Source organism: Ruegeria sp. CK1 (genome assembly GCF_056536545.1).
Window position 1 is genome coordinate 100,528 of sequence record NZ_JBQFPX010000010.1, and the last position, 17,733, is coordinate 118,260.

Here is a 17,733-nt window from a genome sequence, read left to right on the forward strand (position 1 = left end):
AGCCACCACTACGCAGGATTAAGGCGTTACTTTGGGGCATGAACTATATACCGGCCCCGGTTGGCAGTGCCGCTTTGCGACAGATATCCTTTTCGAACCAGCGATTTTAGTGCGCGGAAGAATGTCGGTCGTGAGACGCTTTGAACCAGCGTGTGCTCGATCAGTCCGAATGTGCGCACTTCTTCGTCGGCTTTCGACAGTTCTTCGGCGGCATAGTAAATGTCACGCTCAACCGGAGACAGCTGTTCCAGGCCCAAGGTCCGTTCCATGCTTTGCATCAGCTTGCGCAGTTCGGTTAGTTTTGAGATTTCGGTCATATATTACCTGTGTTTAGACGTGCCAATCGTCACTGCCAGTGACAAGCGCTAAAACTGTTCCGTTACCGGAAACAGCTTACTCTCATATTGACACTCATCCCCTTTATCTTACACTAGTTCTGTTATTAGGTTGCTCATCGTGCTGATGTGAGAGTTCGCCAGAGCTGCCCATAAGTCTTTTTAGTTCACGCCCGGTGCGAAAGCGCCGGGCATATTTATTTTAATGGTGCCAAGAAATACTCTAACCCAGCATGTCGGGCAACGCATTTGTAAACGCATACCGCATTATACAACTGCAAGATGTAAACGGATCGTTGAGTTGCAAATTTGGTTAGGGGGCGAAACGCCCCCTAGTTTTCCGTTTAACCGATTGCAACGGCTTTGATGTCCTCGTCGATGAACGGCAGGTACTGTTCAAAATTTTCTGCGAACATCTGGACTAGTTTCTCGGCCTGTTTGTCGAACGCGGCTTGATCGTCCCAGGTGCGGCGCGGGTCCAGCAAAACCTCGGGTACGCCTGGAACGGCAACAGGAACGTCAAAGCCGAAATTGGCGTCCTTGCGGAATTCTGCATCACGCAGCGAGCCGTCCAGTGCGGCGGTCAACAGGGCACGGGTTGCCTTGATCGGCATCCGCGAACCAACGCCATAAGCGCCGCCTGTCCAACCGGTGTTGACCAACCAGCAGGTCGCGCCATGCTGAGCAATCTTGTCGCGCAGCAGGTTGCCGTAGGCTTCCGGCCGGCGCGGCATGAAAGGGGCGCCGAAGCAGGTTGAGAAGGTCGGCTGCGGTTCGGTGACGCCACGCTCGGTACCCGCAACCTTCGAGGTGAAGCCCGACAAGAAGTGGTACATCGCCTGCGCCGGAGTTAGCCGCGCGATCGGAGGCAGAACGCCGAACGCGTCGCAGGTTAGCATGATGATGTTCTTTGGGTGACCGCCCAGAGCGCTGCTAGAGGCGTTCGAGATGTACTCGAGCGGATAGGCACAGCGCATGTTCGCAGTTAGCGAGTCGTCGTCAAAGTCCAGTTCCTTAGTCTCGGGATCGAAGACCATATTCTCGATCACGGTACCGAACTTGCTGGTTGTCGCGTAGATTTCCGGCTCGGCCTCGGCGTTCAGGTTGATCGTCTTGGCATAGCAGCCGCCTTCGAAATTGAAGGTGCCGCGATCTGACCAGCCATGCTCGTCATCGCCTATAAGTGTGCGCGCAGGATCCGCCGAAAGGGTGGTTTTGCCAGTTCCCGACAAGCCAAAAAACACGGCGGTGTCTACGGGGTTGCCTACAGCGTGGTTGGCCGAGCAGTGCATAGGCATGACGCCTTTTTCCGGCAGCATGTAATTCAGCAAAGTGAAGACCGACTTTTTGTTCTCACCCGCGTATTCGGTGCCGCCGATCAGGATCATTTTGCGGTCAAAGTTCAACGCAATCACCGTCTCGCTGCGGCAACCATGCTTGGCAGGATCGGCCTGGAAGCTGGGGCAGTTGATGATGGTGAAGTCAGCGACAAACTCGTTCAGATCCTCACGATCCGGACGGCGCAGCAGGTGTCGGATGAACAGGTTGTGCCAAGCCAGTTCGGTGACCATACGAACGTTGATCGAATAGGCCGGATCCGCGCCGCCAACCAAATCCTGCACGAAATAATCGCGCCCTTTCATATGAGCCAGCATGTCAGCATGCAGAGCATCAAAGCCTTCGGGACTCATTTCGGCATTGTTTTCCCACCAAATGGTGTCGGCAACGCTGTCGGTTTTTACGACATGTTTGTCCTTGGGTGAACGGCCAGTGAACTTGCCGGTGGTGACCAGAAAGGCTCCGCCATTACCTAGCTTTCCTTCGCCCCGCTTCAGAGCTTCTTCGATCAGCGCCGGTTCCATGAAGTTGTAATAGACATTTCCCAGACCCTCGATGCCCTGATCTTCGAGGCGGAATTGCGGGTTAACCCGTCCAGATGTCATGTGTGTCTTCTCCTGTGGCGGCGCGTCGGCGACTTTGCCGAATGCGCTCTTGGGGCATTTTACCGGATCGTTCCGGCGGACAGGCGGGTCTTATCACGGTCGTTTGGGGCATGAACAGGAGGGTTTGACGCAGTTAGCGCAACCAAGGCCAAGTTTAGCGCCACCAACAATTTCCTGTCGGAAAACAAGGCGCTTATCTGCGCGTATTAACGGCTTTTTTGCCGCAGCTGTGTGACAACAATCGCACGATTCGCAGATACGGATTGATTCGCGGTCATAAAAACGCCAACAATACCCTACTAATAAGCGAAATATTGCATGAACGAGCAGGAATAGGGGTAATCCCGATGTCAAAGATTGCATTGGTGGACGACGACAGAAACATTCTGACGTCAGTTTCCATGACGCTGGAAGCCGAAGGTTTCGAGGTGGAAACCTATAACGACGGGCAAGCGGCACTGGACGCATTCAACAAGAAGTTGCCGGATATGGCCGTTCTGGATATCAAGATGCCACGAATGGACGGCATGGATCTGTTGCAGCGGCTGAGACAAAAGACCCAGATGCCGGTGATCTTTCTGACTTCGAAAGACGATGAGATCGACGAGGTCCTGGGCCTGCGGATGGGCGCGGATGACTATGTGAAAAAGCCTTTCTCACAGCGCTTGCTTGTTGAACGCATCCGAGCGTTGCTGCGTCGGCAAGAGGCGACAACGGGCGATGTCAGCAGCGCCAACACCGGCGACACCAAGGTGATGGAGCGCGGCGAATTGCGGATGGACCCGCTGCGCCACGCGGTTAGCTGGAAAGGTACGGATGTATCACTGACAGTAACCGAATTCTTGCTGCTTCAGGCGCTTGCGCAGCGTCCGGGTTTCGTCAAAAGCCGGGATCAGTTGATGGACGTCGCCTATGACGATCAGGTCTATGTTGATGACCGTACCATCGACAGTCATATCAAACGTTTGCGCAAAAAGATGCGCGCCGCAGATCCCGAGTTTTCGGCCATCGAAACGTTGTACGGTATCGGATACCGGTACAACGAAGAATAAGCGTGGCCGTCTAGAAGGGGTGACCGGGTCTCGTGCGTGATACGGAACAAGTTGGCGAATTGCGGGACGGTGATATCGTTCTTGGGGATGATTGGGTTATCCCTCAGGATACCGATTCCGCCGAGTTGCGCGCGACGCGTCGTCGCCGCAATCTTTTCGCGCTTCGTGGTTCGCCACTGGCGCGCAAGATCATCACCTTCAATCTAATTGCGCTGGTTACACTCGTAACCGGGCTTCTTTATCTTGACGATTCCCGAGGCGAGCAGGTCCAGCAGACAGCGCGCAATCTGATCGGAGACGCGCGACTGGTCACGAACGTGTTTGAAGCTCAACTACGCCAAAAACAGGCCACGGTAGCGCAGGATGCGTCTGCACTTGACGTGAAAGACACGCTCGCAGGTCTCAGCCTTCCAGATGGCGGTGAAGTCTTTGTCTATGATGCCAGCGGTACGCTGATTGGGTGGACGCGCGGTGCAAACGCATCCTCTCAAATGCCGGTATTACTGCGGTCTGAAGCCGAGGCTCCGACAGGCAGTACTTTGATCAGTGACGCGTTGAACGCAGTCTGGACAGGTTTGTCCCGGATTTTCACCGGATCGAACCGCGGCGATGCGCCAACACTTGCCCAACGTGTGCAAGAGATCGTTCCGCTGGCGCTGGACGGTAAAATGCAGGTGCGGGCCGTACAGGATGAATTGGGCCAGACTGTCATCGTTGCCGCAGCGCCCGTTCTGCTGGATGGAGTACCGGTCGGTGCCGTGGCTATGGCCGGTCCGGCGGGCGAAATCGATGCCATTGCCCGGCGCGAGCAAGAGCGCATCCTGCAGATGTTTGTTGTGGCTCTTTTGGTTTCAATTGGCTTGAGTCTGGTGCTGGCTTCAACAATCGCCAATCCTTTGGCTGATCTGGCATCAGCGGCGGAAACGGGAAAGGATCGGGGCGCGGGCGTCAATCCGGGTCGCATTCGTATCCCTGACCTTAGCGCAAGACCGGATGAAATCGGTCGTCTGAGCCGCGCGCTTAGGGGCATGGTGACAGCGCTTTACAATCGCATCGACGCCAACGAACAATTTGCCGCCGATGTGGCGCATGAGATCAAGAACCCGCTGGCCAGCCTGCAATCGGCAGTTGGAACCTTGCGTATGGTCAAGCGCGACGATCAACGCGAAAAACTTCTAAGTGTGATTGAGCATGACGTGAAACGGCTGGACCGTTTGGTTAGCGATATCTCAAACGCGTCGCGCTTGGACGCCGAGCTGGTCAAAGAAGAAGAACAGCCATTCGATCTACTGAAACTGCTTGAAAACATCGGGCAATACTTGGGCGAAGACGCGCGTTCCAAAGGGATCGAATACATAACCGACTTGCCAAACGGTCCTGTTATCGTGAACGGGCTTGAGGCGCGCCTGGCACAGGTTTTTGTCAATCTCATCACCAACGCAATTTCCTTTTGCGAGGAAGGTGACGCCATTCGTGTCTGGGCGCGGCGGCGTGAAGATCGAGTATTGGTTGTAGTTGAAGACACTGGTCCCGGCATCCCAGAGCAGGCGTTGACCAAGGTGTTCAAACGCTTTTATTCGCAACGTCCTGCCGAACATTTCGGTAACAATTCGGGTTTGGGGCTGGCGATATCGAAACAGATTGTCGAGGCCCACGGCGGCGTGATCTGGGCCGAGAATATCCGTCCGACAGACGCAGATATCACGTCCGACCCGCAAGGTGCACGCTTTGTCGTGGGGCTGCCCGTTTAAACGCATGAGTGGCCAGACGCTCTCGGATATCCAAAAGCTTGATAGTGCCATTCTCCACGCCACTTGCGTAGCCGTGGAAGGCAAGGCCGTGCTGATTATTGGGCGTTCTGGCTCTGGTAAATCTGGGCTGGCGCTTCGAATGATGGCCTTGGGCGCACAGTTGGTTGCTGACGATCGGGTGGCCCTACGGGTAGCGCAGGGCAGGGTCATGGCGGACGCAGCTCCGAATATCCGAGGTCTGATCGAGGCGCGCGGTGTTGGCATGCTTCGTGCGGAACCTGCTGGCGAAACCGCGGTCAGCTATGTTGTGGACCTTGATCGATCCGAGCCGAAACGTTTGCCAGAGCCGAATGTTGTTGAGGTGTTGATGCAAAATATCCCCTTGCTACGGACGGCTGGCGTACCCAACTTAGCAGAATCACTCATGCAGTTATTAAAGATGGGACGCGTGGATCCGGAATGGCCCAGCACATGACACCGCAACGGCGCATTGTTCTGGTCACTGGCCCCTCGGGTGCCGGCCGTTCAACGGCCATCCGTGTTTTGGAAGATTTGGGATTTGAAGCCATCGACAACTTGCCCATGGGTTTGTTGATGCGTCTGCTGGATGGTCCGCAAAGTGATCGCCCGATGGCATTGGGCATAGACGCGCGTAATAGGGATTTCTCGACTACAGGGTTTATTGAGTTGGCTGTCCGCTTGCGGAGGATGGAGCAAGTTGATCTGACTACCCTCTATCTGGACTGCAGTAACGAAGTGCTACTTCAACGTTTTTCGGAAACTCGGCGGCGACACCCGGTGGCTACCGACGCCAGCCCGGAAACCGGTGTTTTGCAGGAAAAGGAACTTCTGGCCCCTATCCGAGAGATTGCAGATACCCTGATCGACACCAGCCCATTGAACGTTCATCAGTTGCGCGAAGAGGTCGAGCGCTGGTTTGCGCCACAAGGTGGGCGGCATTTGGCAGTCTCTATCGAGTCCTTTTCGTATAAACGTGGATTGCCACGCGGACTTGACATGGTGTTTGATTGTCGGTTTTTGGCCAACCCTTATTGGCGTCCGGAATTACGAGCGGAAGATGGTCGAAACCCGAACGTCGCGCGCTATGTACAATCGGACACGAATTATGCGCCGTTTTTCGACCGGGTGGTTGATCTGCTGACGCTGTTGTTGCCGACCTTTCGGGCCGAAGGCAAAGCACACTTGTCTGTGGCATTTGGCTGTACGGGCGGACAACACAGATCGGTGGCTATGGCCGAGGCGGTTGCAAAGGCTCTTGCGGAAGGGGGGCAGCAAGTGGCAATTAGGCACCGCGAAATAGAGCGTCGATCGTTGAATGTGAGGCCGGAGTGATCGGGATCGTACTTGTAGCGCATGGTGGTCTGGCCAAGGAATACCTGGCTGCCGTGCAGCACGTAGTCGGAAAACAAACAGGTTTGGCCGCGATCTCGATCGAAGCCGACCATGACCGTGAGGCCAAGCAGTCAGAAATCTGTGCAGCAGCCGACAGTGTAGACACCGGGGATGGCGTTGTGGTTGTCACTGATCTGTTTGGCGGCAGCCCCTCGAATCTGAGTCTTCGCGCTTGCCAACCTCAGGATCGCCGTATCCTTTACGGTGCAAATCTGCCTATGCTTATTAAACTGGCTAAATCTCGCCACCTGCCGATCGCGGATGCAGTGCGGCAAGCCATGGAAGCTGGACGCAAGTATATCAATGCGCAAAATGTGACATTAGAAGAAGACCGGACAGATTAAGAATGACCAACCGCAGCTTGAAAATCATTAATGAAAAAGGCCTTCATGCCCGCGCCTCGGCGAAACTGGTTGAGGTGGTCGAAGGCTTTGACGCGCAGGCCGAAGTGTCCAAAGACGGCTTTTCTGCATCTGGGGACAGCATAATGGGTCTTTTGATGTTGGCAGCCTCGCGCGGAACGACTATTGACGTCGAGACGTCCGGACCGGATGCTGAGGCGTTGGCTGATGCGTTGGAAACTCTGGTGAACGACAAGTTCGGGGAAGGGTACTGACCCCATCGGTCGCGCGACGAAGAACGGGAAGACCAGGAATTGGCGGAAACAACGCACGAGACCAAGACAGGCCCGATGGTGGATGGGACCGAGGACCAGGGCGAAATCTACGATCGTAGAACCCTGACCTACGCGAACTCGTTCGACGATGCCTGGACTTCGACAGCCATCCGCGCCATCGAGTGGTGTACAGGCAAGCTGACCATTCTGCGCATGGTCAACAAGTTCGAAAAGAAGAACGAGTTTTATCGTGGACAGCGGTTTTGGGGCGGTGCTCTGAAAACGATGGGTATCGACCTGACCACGCCGGAAGATCAGATCGCGCGCATACCTAAAACTGGCCCTGTTGTCGTTGTTGCAAACCACCCGCATGGGATGGTCGATGGGATGATCCTGGCCGAGCTTATTGGGCAGGTGCGCAGCGACTACCGCATTCTGACCCGCTCCGTGCTGACCGGGCTGGACGAGGCGGCGACCTCTTTTATGATTCCAGTGCCTTTTCCGCATGATCCCGAAGCGCAGAGCAAGATGCTGGAAATGCGTGGCAAGGCCATGGATCACTTGAAAGAAGGCGGTGTAGTTGCGCTGTTCCCGTCGGGCGTGGTGATGTCGTCGGACGATTGGTTCGGGCCTGCGATTGAGCGTGAATGGAACGTGTTCACAGCCAAGATGATCCGCCGTTCTGGTGCCCGCGTAGTGCCGATCTTTTTCCCGGGTCGAAACTCACGCGCCTATCAGATCGCCAACAAACTCTCGCCGATCTTGCGTCAGGGCTTATTGCTGCATGAGATTGTTCGTTCCTGCAACAAACCGCAGTCCCCAGTGATCGGTGACCCGATCTCGGACGAGGATATGCAACTGCTTGAAAAAGACCCGCGCGGTTTCATGGGTTGGCTCAGAAAGCACACGGTGGCACTTGGCGAAACGCTCAAGCGCTGATCTACCCCTTCATTTTGCCTTCTGTTAACGAGTCGGAACCGGCACTTCGCCTCTGTAATCATAAAACCCGCGTTCCGTCTTGCGACCCAACCAGCCGGCTTCAACATATTTGGTGAGAAGCGGACACGGGCGGTACTTGGTGTCCGCCAAACCTTCGTGCAAAACGTTCATGATCGCCAGGCACGTGTCCAGACCAATGAAATCCGCAAGTTCCAGCGGCCCCATTGGGTGATTAGCACCCAGTTTCATCGATTGGTCGATGGACTGCACGTTGCCGACACCTTCATAAAGTGTGTAAACTGCTTCGTTGATCATCGGCATCAAGATGCGATTGACGATAAAAGCCGGGAAATCCTCCGCACTGGCGGCAGTTTTTCCAAGTCGATCAACGACTTTCTTACAGGTGTTAAATGTCTCTTCGTCTGTAGCGATACCTCTGATCAACTCGACCAACTGCATCACCGGTACGGGGTTCATGAAATGAAACCCCATGAATCGCTCGGGGCGGTCCGTACGGCTTGCAAGCCGAGTGATCGATATCGATGAGGTGTTAGATGTCAGAATCGTATGGGGTTGTAGGTGCGGCTGCAGGTCCTCGAAAATCGCCTGTTTGATTGCCTCGCGTTCGGTGGCCGCCTCTATCACCAGATCCGTCTGCCCCAATTCAGGCAGTGCCAGCGTGGTTTGGATCCGCTTGAGCGCGTTCTGCATGGCCTCTTCAGTAATTTTCCCGCGAGAGGCCTGACGCGCCATATTTCCTTCGATCGTAGTCACGGCGGCGTTCAGCGCTTCTTGATTCACGTCATTCAGCAGAACGTCATACTCTGCCAAAGCTAGAACATGGGCGATACCATTACCCATCTGGCCTGCGCCGATCACTCCGACTGATTTTACGTCCATGTTCTGATGCCTCTGTGTCTCAGGGTTGGTGGGACACTAGCGGCAGATTGGTGGGGGCGGCAAGAGGATCAGGCCCACCGAATTTGCTTCAAATGCGCACATTAGGACTTTCTCAAGACATGGGGCTGCAAGATGGCAGCCGGGTGAAAAAATTGGGTGAGTGATATGAGCTATCATCAAATAGGCACGGCAGGTGCCGGGCATGCTTTATGTCATTACGGCGATTCACGTCTTTGGTTCCGTGGGCCAGAACGGCCGCTGGACGCGCCGTACATAGCCTGTGCGGGTGGGGACGAGACCTATGGGCGGTTTGTCGAGCGCCCGTTCGCAACGATTCTTGAAGATCGGCTGGAACGGCGTTGCCTGAACCTTGGCAGTCTTTTTTGTGGCGTTGAGGCGTTGTGTGCGGATGCAGGGCTGTTCAAGCTACTGAACCAAGCAGAGCTGTGTGTTCTTCAAGTGCCCGGGGTTTTGAACCAGTCGAATCGCTTTTACCGGGTCCACCCTCGTCGCAACGACCGGGTACTGGCTCCTACGTCGGAGCTTGTCGATCTCTACCCAGAGGCTGATTTCGCCGATGTACATTTTGTGCGCCACCTTTTGCACCTACTGCGAGGGCACGAAGACGCTCGTTTTGAACTTGTGGCCGAAGATTTGCGTCGAAACTGGCTGCAGCGCGTTGGAGATTTCCTGCAGAGGTTGGAAACACCGGTCATTTTGTTGTCACTGAAGGTTAGGCAGGACAAAGAATACGAAGGTCCGGTTGAGAAAAGCGGCGTCACAGTTACACGGCAAATGCTCAAGGCCGTCCGTCCGTTCATCGCAGATTGTATCGAGCTGTCCACCTATGCGTCGGGTCAATCTGACGAACTTGAAGATATGCTTTTCGGCACTCTTCAACAGCCAATGGCCGAGCATATGATCGGCCCAGCAGCCCATAGAACCATCGCGGACGCGCTGGCTGGGCCTATCCGCAACCTGTAACGAAAAAGGCCCGCCTGTTGGCGGGCCTTGTCAGGTAAACCTTTGAATACCTGCTTTTATGCTCAGCCGAGTTTCTCGGTGAGTTCCGGCACGGCTTGGAAAAGGTCTGCGACCAAACCGAAGTCTGCGACCTGGAAGATCGGTGCTTCTTCGTCTTTGTTGATCGCAACGATGACTTTCGAGTCCTTCATACCGGCCAAGTGCTGGATTGCGCCCGAGATGCCAACAGCGACATACAGGTCGGGGGCAACCACCTTACCGGTTTGACCCACCTGCCAGTCGTTCGGAGCATAACCCGAGTCGACCGCAGCACGCGACGCGCCAACAGCGGCGCCCAGCTTATCAGCCAGAGTTTCGATCAGTTTGAAGTCCTCTTCCGAGCCGACGCCACGGCCACCCGAGACAACAACGCCTGCCGAGGTCAGTTCCGGACGGTCGCTTTCGGCAACCTTGTCCTCAACCCAGGACGAAAGGCCGGGGTTTTCGCCAACCGAGATGGTTTCGACCGGGGCCGAACCGCCTTCGCCCGCCGCATCAAAGCTGGCGGTCCGTAGAGTCACGACTTTCTTAGCGTCGTTCGATTTCACGGTTTGGATCGCGTTGCCCGCATAGATCGGGCGTTCGAAGGTCGAACCATCAACCACGCCGGACGCATCCGAGATCACCATCACATCCAACAGCGCAGCAACGCGCGGCATGACGTTCTTGGCGTCGGTGGTGGCGGGGGCAACGATGTGCTCGTAGCCATCGGCCAGCGACACGATCAGCGCTGCGGTCGATTCCGCCAGGCGGTGGCCCAGCGACTCGTCTTCGGCGACCAGAACTTTGGACACACCGTCGATCTTGGCAGCCGCCTCACCAGCAGCGGCGGCAGAGCCACCTGCGGCCAGAACGGTCACGTCGCCCAGAACCTTTGCGGCGTTGACGGCTTTGGCGGTGGCGTCCAGCGACAGCTCACCATTGTTAACTTCGGCGAGAAGAAGAACAGCCATTATACAGCCCCCGCTTCTTTGAGTTTCTCGACCAGCTCGTCGACCGAGCCTACGACGATACCAGCGGCACGTGCCGGCGGTTCATCAGTTTTGACGACTTCCAGACGCGGAGTGACGTCGACGCCGTAATCGGCGGCGGTTTTCTCATCCAGCGGCTTCTTCTTCGCCTTCATAATGTTCGGCAGCGACGCATAGCGCGGCTCGTTCAGGCGCAGGTCAACGGTGACGATTGTTGGCATCTTGACGCTGATGGTCTGAAGACCGCCGTCAACCTCACGGGTGATCTTGGCGGTATCGCCTTCGATGTCCAGTTCGGACGCGAAGGTGCCTTGGCTCCAGCCCAGCAGGGCCGACAGCATCTGGCCGGTGGCGTTCATGTCGTTGTCGATCGCCTGCTTGCCCGCCAGAACGATGCCCGGCTGCTCTTCCTCGACCACTTTGGCCAGGATTTTCGCAACGGCCAGAGGTTCGATATCGGTGTGCACGTCGTCGGCTGCGATAACAAGAATGGCGCGGTCTGCACCCATGGCCAGCGCTGTGCGCAGCGTTTCCTGCGCTTGTTTGACGCCAATAGAAACAGCAACGACTTCGTCAGCCTTGCCAGCTTCTTTCAGCCGGATCGCCTCTTCCACCGCGATCTCGTCGAATGGGTTCATCGACATTTTGACATTGGCGAGATCGACACCGCTACCATCCGCTTTGACGCGAACCTTCACATTATAGTCAATCACGCGTTTGACAGGCACGAGTACCTTCATTTTGCGCTTGCTCCTCACAAAAAACGGTAAGCCGCGTAGCGACTCCACCAATGCTCTCCGGGGGATCAATAACGTCTCAAATCCGCCTGCAACAGGGCAAAATCGTCACGTCATAGTCTTGGGACGTCGCGTTTCGTGTTTTTTGACGCAACGGCCCGCAACTTAGCGGTTCGCGCACGCCCTTCGGGCCGGGGCTTCGCCCTTCCGGTCACCGCAGTGTCCACTGGACACTGCGCCGCTTTTAGCGGTTCGCGCCCGGAACCCACAGCACATCCTGAGTGCCGTTTTCATTCGCACAGCGTGCGGCGACGAAGAACCAATCGCTAAGGCGGTTAAGGTACTTTACGGCAACCTCATTCACCGGCTCCATATTGGTCAACTCGACTGCAAGCCGCTCGGCACGGCGCGAGACGGTCCGGCAGACGTGCAAATGGGCTGCCAAACGCGAACCGCCGGGCAGAATGAAGCTGCGCAATGGTTCCAACGTTTCGTTCATCACGTCTATTTCGGCCTCAAGTCGGTCGATTTGGGCCGGGACGACACGCAGCGGGGGATAATCGGCCTCAGCGTCCTTCTCCATGTCAGGACGGCAGAAATCAGCGCCCAGATCGAACAGGTCGTTCTGGATGCGCGACAGGGCGGCTTCGACCTCACCCTTGGCTTCGGTACGGGCCACGCCAACAAAGGAATTCAACTCGTCCACGGTGCCATAGGCAGCCACGCGGCCAGAATATTTGGCTACCCGTTCTCCGTTGCCCAACGCAGTTTTCCCGTCATCACCAGTGCGGGTGTAAATCTTGTTCAGAACGACCATTTACTGTGCTCCTTGCCCACGCAGCCAGACGTAGAGCACGATCAGCACCACGGCAATGAATTGAAACAGAATGCGCAGGCGCATCATCTTGTTGCTTTTCATTGCGGCGGCCTTGCCGCTTTTGCCGAAGTTTGAGATGCCAATCGCCAGCACGACGACAACAGCCGCCATGGCCAACAACAAAACGACCATCAAGAGGTCCATGGGTACACCGTCCACGTTTTCTGTTTCCTTAGGCTATCATCTAGCCCCGAAGCGTTGAAAAGCGAACGAGTAATTTCGCCTCAGACGTCCGATAGAATGCGGTCTATGGTGCGGGTCGGCAGGATGCGGCGCAGGTATCCGGCGATATAGGTCGGGGTCGTTACATAGTACCGCGCGCGCGGTTGTTTTGATTCGACCGCAAGGGCCAGTTTGTCCGTGACCGCTGATGCAGGCAGTTCGAACCGGTCCGGTCCAGACGATTCGTACAGCCTTTTCAACAGGCTGTCTTCGTATTTGTCGCGTAGGGCCGAGTTCTGCCAGTCGATGAACCGTTCAAAAACAGGGATCGCTTTTTCCCGCAGCTTTGATGTAATCGGGCCGGGTTCGATCAGGATCACCTTGATATCGGTGTCCCGCAATTCCAGCCGCAAGGTATCGGTCAATCCTTCGACTGCGTATTTCGTTGCCACATAGGCGCCGCGCCACGGATAGGCCACCAGTCCCAGAACCGAGGAATTCTGAACGATTCGCCCGTGTCCCTGCGCCCGCATCACCGGAATCACCTGTCGGGTAAGCTCATGCCAGCCAAAGACGTTGGTTTCAAAGATGTGACGCAACCCTTCGGTCGGCACATCCTCGACTGCGCCGGGCAGGCCCTGCGCGCCATTGTTGAACAACGCATCCAGCGTGCCGCCCGTGGCTTTCAACACCTCGTTTAGACCCGACGTGATGCTGTCGGAGTCTGTATAGTCAATCCGCGGGCTTTCGAACCCTTGTGCCCGCAGCTTGTCGCAATCGCGTGGTTGCCGGCATGACGCGAACACTCGCCATCCACGCGCCCGCATTCCATGTGCCGCATCGAGTCCGATACCGGATGAACAGCCTGTAACAAGAATGGATTTCTGCATGTCGTTCCTGAATGTGGACCTCGGCCAAAGTTATGTCGAGGTTGAGGTCAGGACAATGACAGGACTGCGTTAGTTTGAGATTTTTCGCACCAGCGAGGCTGAAATCCATCCAACCTGTTGCTGCGGCAACACGCGCAGACGTAGCCACCCGGTGCCGGATTCACTAAGTACCTCGACCTTTTGACCAATCGTTGCTTTGCCGACGATCGGATAGATCGTGCCCGGCCCGTCGCGCATGTTCACCCGGGTGCCCGAAACTTCGCGAATGTCTTTCTCCGGCTCTGGAATGGCAGGGGTTTCAGCCTGATCTTCCTGCACATCGTCCGCAATCTGGCGCAATCCGGTCACGCCGTCTTCAAGCGAGGCGAGCGTAAAGTTTGTGCTTTGATCTTCGAAGACCGACAGTGTTGAAAAAGATCCGAGGCTGGCGTCATCCGCTATGATTTCGACCACCTCATCCGTCACAGGTTCAAACTTGACGGTCGCAATCGGTACACGGGCTGCGACATTGGTCACAAGCTCTTCGGCCGGGGCAGGGGCAATGGAAGTTGTTGGGGCGGTTGCAATACGAACGGGTTGCTCGGCACGTAAGCCGCGGGGCTCGAAATCCGGCCCGCCGCTCATTACGTAAAAGCACCAACCAAGTGCAGTGAAAGTGATAACTATAAGGCGCGTCATGGCGCATCCCCCAGATCAATCGTAAGAAACAAGAAATAGGCAGCAGTCTAATTCGATCAGGGTACCATATTTCCGCGGTTGAGTCGAAAAACGGGGGAAATCCGGGACTTGCCTCCCCCTGTTGCAAAAAGCGCCACTTGTCCCCAGCAAAATATGCGCTGCTTGCTTTACCCGCGCGCTCTTGCGGCGTATCACATCATGTATGACCGATACGATCGACGACCCCAATATGGAGGCCCCTGACAACGGGGGCGAGGTAGCTGAGCCGCTGCGCCGCGCAATTGGTGAACGCTATCTGACCTATGCCCTTTCAACCATTATGCATCGGGCTTTGCCGGATGCGCGGGATGGTCTGAAGCCAGTTCACCGCAGAATCCTCTACGCGATGCGCGAGCTGCGACTCAGCGCGACGGGCGGGTTCCGTAAGTCTGCCAAGATTTCTGGCGACGTGATGGGTAACTACCACCCGCATGGCGACGCCGCGATCTACGACGCGATGGCGCGTCTGGCACAGGACTTCAACGTGCGCTATCCGCTGGTCGACGGACAGGGGAACTTCGGCAACATCGACGGCGATAACCCGGCGGCCTCGCGATACACCGAGGCGCGGATGACCATTGTGGCCGAGGCGCTGCTTGAAGGTCTGAACGAAGACGCCGTCGATTTCCGCGACAACTATGATGGCACGCTGACCGAACCGGTCGTGTTGCCTGCGCAGTTCCCGAACCTGCTGGCCAATGGGGCCAGTGGTATCGCGGTGGGCATGGCGACCAATATCCCGCCGCACAACATTTCAGAACTATGCGATGCATGTTTGCATCTGATCAAGACGCCGGATGCGCGCGACGACACGCTGTTGAACTACGTGCCGGGGCCGGATTTTCCAACCGGTGGCGTCATCGTCGAGCCGCCTGAGAATATCGCTCAGGCCTATCGCACCGGGCGTGGTTCATTCCGTCTGCGTTGTAAATACGAGGTCGAGGATCTGGGTCGTGGTCAGTGGCAGATCATCGTCACCGAGATTCCTTATCAGGTTCAGAAATCTAGGCTGATCGAAAAGATCGCGGAACTGATCCAGACCAAGAAAATCCCGATACTCGCCGATGTGCGCGACGAATCCGCCGATGACATCCGGCTGGTCCTTGAACCGCGTTCCAAGAACGTAGACCCCGAGGTGCTGATGGGGATGCTCTACCGCAACTCGGATCTTGAGGTGCGGTTCAGCCTAAACATGAACGTGCTGATCGACGGGGTTACGCCTAAGGTCTGCTCGATGAAGGAAGTGCTGCGCGCCTTCCTTGATCACCGACAAGAAGTGTTGATCCGCCGCTCGCGTCACCGCATGGCTAAGATCGACCACCGTTTGGAGGTGTTGGAGGGCTTTATCGTCGCCTTCCTGAACCTCGACCGTGTGATAGATATCATCCGCTATGACGACGACCCCAAAGCGGCGCTGATGCGCGAAGATTGGGGCATCGACCATGTCCGTGCGACTGATGAGTCCGACTATGTCTCGCCCAAACCGGGTGAGGGCGAGCTGTCTGAAGTTCAGGTCGACGCCATCCTCAACATGCGCCTGCGCAGCCTGCGCCGTCTGGAAGAGATGGAGTTGGTTCGCGAGCGTGATGATTTGATGCTGGAACGCGCCAATCTCGAAGACTTGCTGGCCGACCCAGCCCTGCAATGGGCTAAAATTGCCGAGCAGCTGAAAGAGACCAAAAAGACCTTTGGCAAGGATTACGAAGGCGGTGCTCGCCGTACGCAATTTGCCGAGGCAGGGCAGGTCGAAGAAGTCCCGCTTGAGGCGATGATCGACAAAGAGCCGATTACGGTCGTCTGCTCTCAGATGGGTTGGATCCGCGCCATGACCGGCCATATCGACCTGAAGCGAGATCTGAAGTTCAAAGACGGCGACGGCCCACGTTTCATCTTCCACGCGGAAACGACCGACCGCTTGCTGGTCTTTGCGTCCAATGGCCGGTTCTACACAGTCAGCGCCGCGAACCTGCCCGGCGGGCGCGGCATGGGCGAGCCTTTGCGCCTGATGGTCGACTTGCCAAACGAAGCGCAGATCATCGACATTCTGATCCACAAACCGGGGCGCAAGCTTTTGGTGGCCTCGGATGCGGGCAACGGGTTCATGGTGCCCGAGGATGAGGTGCTGGCCCAAACCCGCAACGGAAAACAGGTGCTGAACGTCAAAGGTGATGAGACGGCGATGATCTGTAAGCCGGTTGAAGGCGATCACGTGGCCGTTGTCTCCCAGAACGGAAAGTTCCTTGTCTTCCCAACCGAGGAACTGCCCGAGATGACTCGTGGCAAGGGCGTGCGTCTTCAAAAATACAATATGGCACGTGGGCGCCAAGGCACTCTGGAATTGGATGGCGGGTTGTCTGACATCGCCACCTTCAATTGGGAAGAGGGTCTGAAATGGTCCATGGGGGGTGAAAAGACGCGCCACGAGGCCGATATGAGCCAATGGCTGGCAAAACGCGCTAGTGTTGGGAAAAAGCCGCCCTATGGCTTCCCACGGGACTATAAGTTTTCGTGATCAGGCGGCCACAACAGTGAAATTCCGCCGATACGGCTTTGCACAGGCCGTATCGGTGCGCTAGATCAAAGAAAACAGGCCTATCGAGACGAGACATATGCTGCGCATTCTGACCCTGATCACCGGACTGGCCCTGATGGGCGCCTGTACGCAAACGCAGGTATACGAAGAACCCGAGTCACTGGGCGAATTTAAGCTTCGCGTTAACTATGCGTTCGCCGACAGGGCCGTTCAGGGGCCGGTGTCTCGTGATGCCACACCGGACGAGTGGACCAAAGCAATCCAAAATGCCGTTGATATCCGTTTGGGCCGCTATGAGGGCGCGCAAGAGTATGACATTGGCATCAGTCTGGAAGGGTACATGCTCGCTCCTCCGGGTATTCCAGTGATCTACAATCCCAAGAGCACAGCGATTGTTCTGGTGAATGTCTATGACGTTAAGCAGAAGGAATTCCTCGCCAAGGGAAAACAGTTCCAGGTTCTCGAAGATACAACTGGTGAAAGTGCTCTGGCCGGGTCGGGCCATTCGCGCACCAAGGAAGAACAGATGAGCGGTTTGGCCCTGAAGGTCGCGGACCGAGTCGAAGAGTGGCTGGCTGAGGAACATGAGGACAACGGTTGGTTTGATCGCCGTCCCGACCTGATCCAATCGCTGGAATCCGAGGTTGTCACGCAAAATCCGGCATCCTAAACGGGATTTAACGCAGGATGTGCTTGATTTTCCCCTTTGAACCAAATATCTCGCGCGCGCAGATGTAACCACGGGACCAAGGGTCCCCCAAATCGCAAAAGGGCGCCTGAGGAATGGCAAAGGAAAAGTTTGAGCGTACAAAACCGCACGTCAACATCGGCACGATTGGCCACGTTGACCACGGCAAGACGACGCTGACCGCAG

The 17,733-nt window shown here is 56.2% G+C and carries 20 protein-coding genes; 11 read left to right on the forward strand and 9 right to left on the reverse strand.

From position 1 onward, the window contains the following. Nucleotides 1-26: 26 nt before the first annotated feature. Both ACR0L3_RS18565 and ACR0L3_RS18570 read right to left on the reverse strand, forming a co-directional pair. A complete protein-coding gene (locus tag ACR0L3_RS18565; RefSeq protein ID WP_480747260.1) occupies nt 27-317 on the reverse strand; it encodes a hypothetical protein in 291 nt (96 codons plus the stop codon). Nucleotides 318-679: 362 nt separating this feature from the next. Further along, a complete protein-coding gene (locus ACR0L3_RS18570) occupies nt 680-2,278 on the reverse strand; it encodes a phosphoenolpyruvate carboxykinase (protein ID WP_480747261.1) in 1,599 nt (532 codons plus the stop codon). Nucleotides 2,279-2,625: 347 nt separating this feature from the next. Between ACR0L3_RS18570 and ACR0L3_RS18575 the strand changes: the two genes are divergently transcribed. Genes ACR0L3_RS18575 through ACR0L3_RS18605 form a run of 7 tightly spaced genes read left to right on the forward strand, consistent with a single transcriptional unit; the run spans nt 2,626 to nt 8,049 of the window. Next, entirely contained in the window at nt 2,626-3,330 is a 705-nt protein-coding gene (locus ACR0L3_RS18575; RefSeq protein WP_480747262.1) for a response regulator transcription factor, read from the forward strand. A gap of 32 nt (nt 3,331-3,362) precedes the next feature. After that, nucleotides 3,363-5,081 (forward strand): sensor histidine kinase, encoded by a 1,719-nt coding sequence (locus ACR0L3_RS18580; RefSeq protein ID WP_480747263.1) that lies wholly within the window; start codon nt 3,363-3,365, stop codon nt 5,079-5,081. A gap of 4 nt (nt 5,082-5,085) precedes the next feature. Further along, nucleotides 5,086-5,556 carry an HPr kinase/phosphorylase gene (locus tag ACR0L3_RS18585; RefSeq protein WP_480747264.1) on the forward strand — a complete coding sequence of 157 codons (471 nt, stop codon included), beginning with the start codon at nt 5,086-5,088 and terminating at the stop codon, nt 5,554-5,556. Further along, entirely contained in the window at nt 5,541-6,434 is an 894-nt protein-coding gene (rapZ, locus tag ACR0L3_RS18590; protein ID WP_480747265.1) for an RNase adapter RapZ, read from the forward strand. The genes ACR0L3_RS18585 and rapZ overlap by 16 nt, the downstream gene beginning before the upstream one ends. Then, complete coding sequence (locus ACR0L3_RS18595; RefSeq protein ID WP_480747266.1) at nt 6,431-6,838, forward strand: PTS sugar transporter subunit IIA; 408 nt, start codon at nt 6,431-6,433, stop codon at nt 6,836-6,838. Before rapZ ends, ACR0L3_RS18595 begins: the two co-directional genes overlap by 4 nt. A 2-nt stretch (nt 6,839-6,840) precedes the next feature. Next, nucleotides 6,841-7,110: an HPr family phosphocarrier protein gene (locus tag ACR0L3_RS18600; RefSeq protein WP_170387270.1), complete on the forward strand. Its 270-nt coding sequence runs from the start codon at nt 6,841-6,843 to the stop codon at nt 7,108-7,110. 39 nt (nt 7,111-7,149) lie between these two features. Further along, entirely contained in the window at nt 7,150-8,049 is a 900-nt protein-coding gene (locus tag ACR0L3_RS18605; RefSeq protein ID WP_480747267.1) for a lysophospholipid acyltransferase family protein, read from the forward strand. A 24-nt stretch (nt 8,050-8,073) separates the two neighbouring features. Here ACR0L3_RS18605 and ACR0L3_RS18610 read toward each other — a convergent pair whose 3' ends face one another. Next, nucleotides 8,074-8,949: a 3-hydroxybutyryl-CoA dehydrogenase gene (locus ACR0L3_RS18610; RefSeq protein ID WP_480747268.1), complete on the reverse strand. Its 876-nt coding sequence runs from the start codon at nt 8,947-8,949 to the stop codon at nt 8,074-8,076. A 165-nt stretch (nt 8,950-9,114) separates the two neighbouring features. Here ACR0L3_RS18610 and ACR0L3_RS18615 point away from each other — a divergent pair, with 165 nt between their 5' ends. Next, the gene (locus tag ACR0L3_RS18615) at nt 9,115-9,933 is read left to right on the forward strand and encodes a DUF6473 family protein (RefSeq protein ID WP_480747269.1); all 819 of its coding nucleotides are present in this window, start codon (nt 9,115-9,117) and stop codon (nt 9,931-9,933) included. A gap of 62 nt (nt 9,934-9,995) precedes the next feature. Here the strand turns inward: ACR0L3_RS18615 and ACR0L3_RS18620 are convergent, their stop codons facing one another. The 6 genes from ACR0L3_RS18620 to ACR0L3_RS18645 all read right to left on the reverse strand — a co-directional run bounded on the left by ACR0L3_RS18620 (nt 9,996) and on the right by ACR0L3_RS18645 (nt 14,287). Further along, complete coding sequence (locus tag ACR0L3_RS18620) at nt 9,996-10,925, reverse strand: electron transfer flavoprotein subunit alpha/FixB family protein (RefSeq protein WP_480747270.1); 930 nt, start codon at nt 10,923-10,925, stop codon at nt 9,996-9,998. Then, complete coding sequence (locus ACR0L3_RS18625; RefSeq protein ID WP_480747271.1) at nt 10,925-11,683, reverse strand: electron transfer flavoprotein subunit beta/FixA family protein; 759 nt, start codon at nt 11,681-11,683, stop codon at nt 10,925-10,927. The genes ACR0L3_RS18620 and ACR0L3_RS18625 overlap by 1 nt, the downstream gene beginning before the upstream one ends. A 241-nt stretch (nt 11,684-11,924) precedes the next feature. Next, entirely contained in the window at nt 11,925-12,497 is a 573-nt protein-coding gene (locus tag ACR0L3_RS18630; protein ID WP_480747272.1) for a cob(I)yrinic acid a,c-diamide adenosyltransferase, read from the reverse strand. Further along, the gene (locus ACR0L3_RS18635) at nt 12,498-12,701 is read right to left on the reverse strand and encodes a twin transmembrane helix small protein (RefSeq protein WP_058283630.1); all 204 of its coding nucleotides are present in this window, start codon (nt 12,699-12,701) and stop codon (nt 12,498-12,500) included. It abuts the gene before it with no gap. Between the two features lie 80 nt (nt 12,702-12,781). After that, complete coding sequence (locus tag ACR0L3_RS18640) at nt 12,782-13,609, reverse strand: SDR family NAD(P)-dependent oxidoreductase (RefSeq protein WP_480747273.1); 828 nt, start codon at nt 13,607-13,609, stop codon at nt 12,782-12,784. Between the two features lie 69 nt (nt 13,610-13,678). Beyond that, entirely contained in the window at nt 13,679-14,287 is a 609-nt protein-coding gene (locus tag ACR0L3_RS18645) for an SH3 domain-containing protein (protein ID WP_480747274.1), read from the reverse strand. Nucleotides 14,288-14,489: 202 nt separating this feature from the next. Between ACR0L3_RS18645 and parC the strand changes: the two genes are divergently transcribed. From parC to ACR0L3_RS18660, 3 genes are all read left to right on the forward strand, one after another. Next, complete coding sequence (gene parC / locus ACR0L3_RS18650; RefSeq protein ID WP_480747275.1) at nt 14,490-16,838, forward strand: DNA topoisomerase IV subunit A; 2,349 nt, start codon at nt 14,490-14,492, stop codon at nt 16,836-16,838. A 97-nt stretch (nt 16,839-16,935) separates the two neighbouring features. Beyond that, a complete protein-coding gene (locus ACR0L3_RS18655; protein ID WP_480747276.1) occupies nt 16,936-17,529 on the forward strand; it encodes a hypothetical protein in 594 nt (197 codons plus the stop codon). Between the two features lie 113 nt (nt 17,530-17,642). Then, on the forward strand, nt 17,643-17,733 hold a 91-nt coding region (locus tag ACR0L3_RS18660; protein WP_215675807.1), incomplete at its 3' end, for a GTP-binding protein.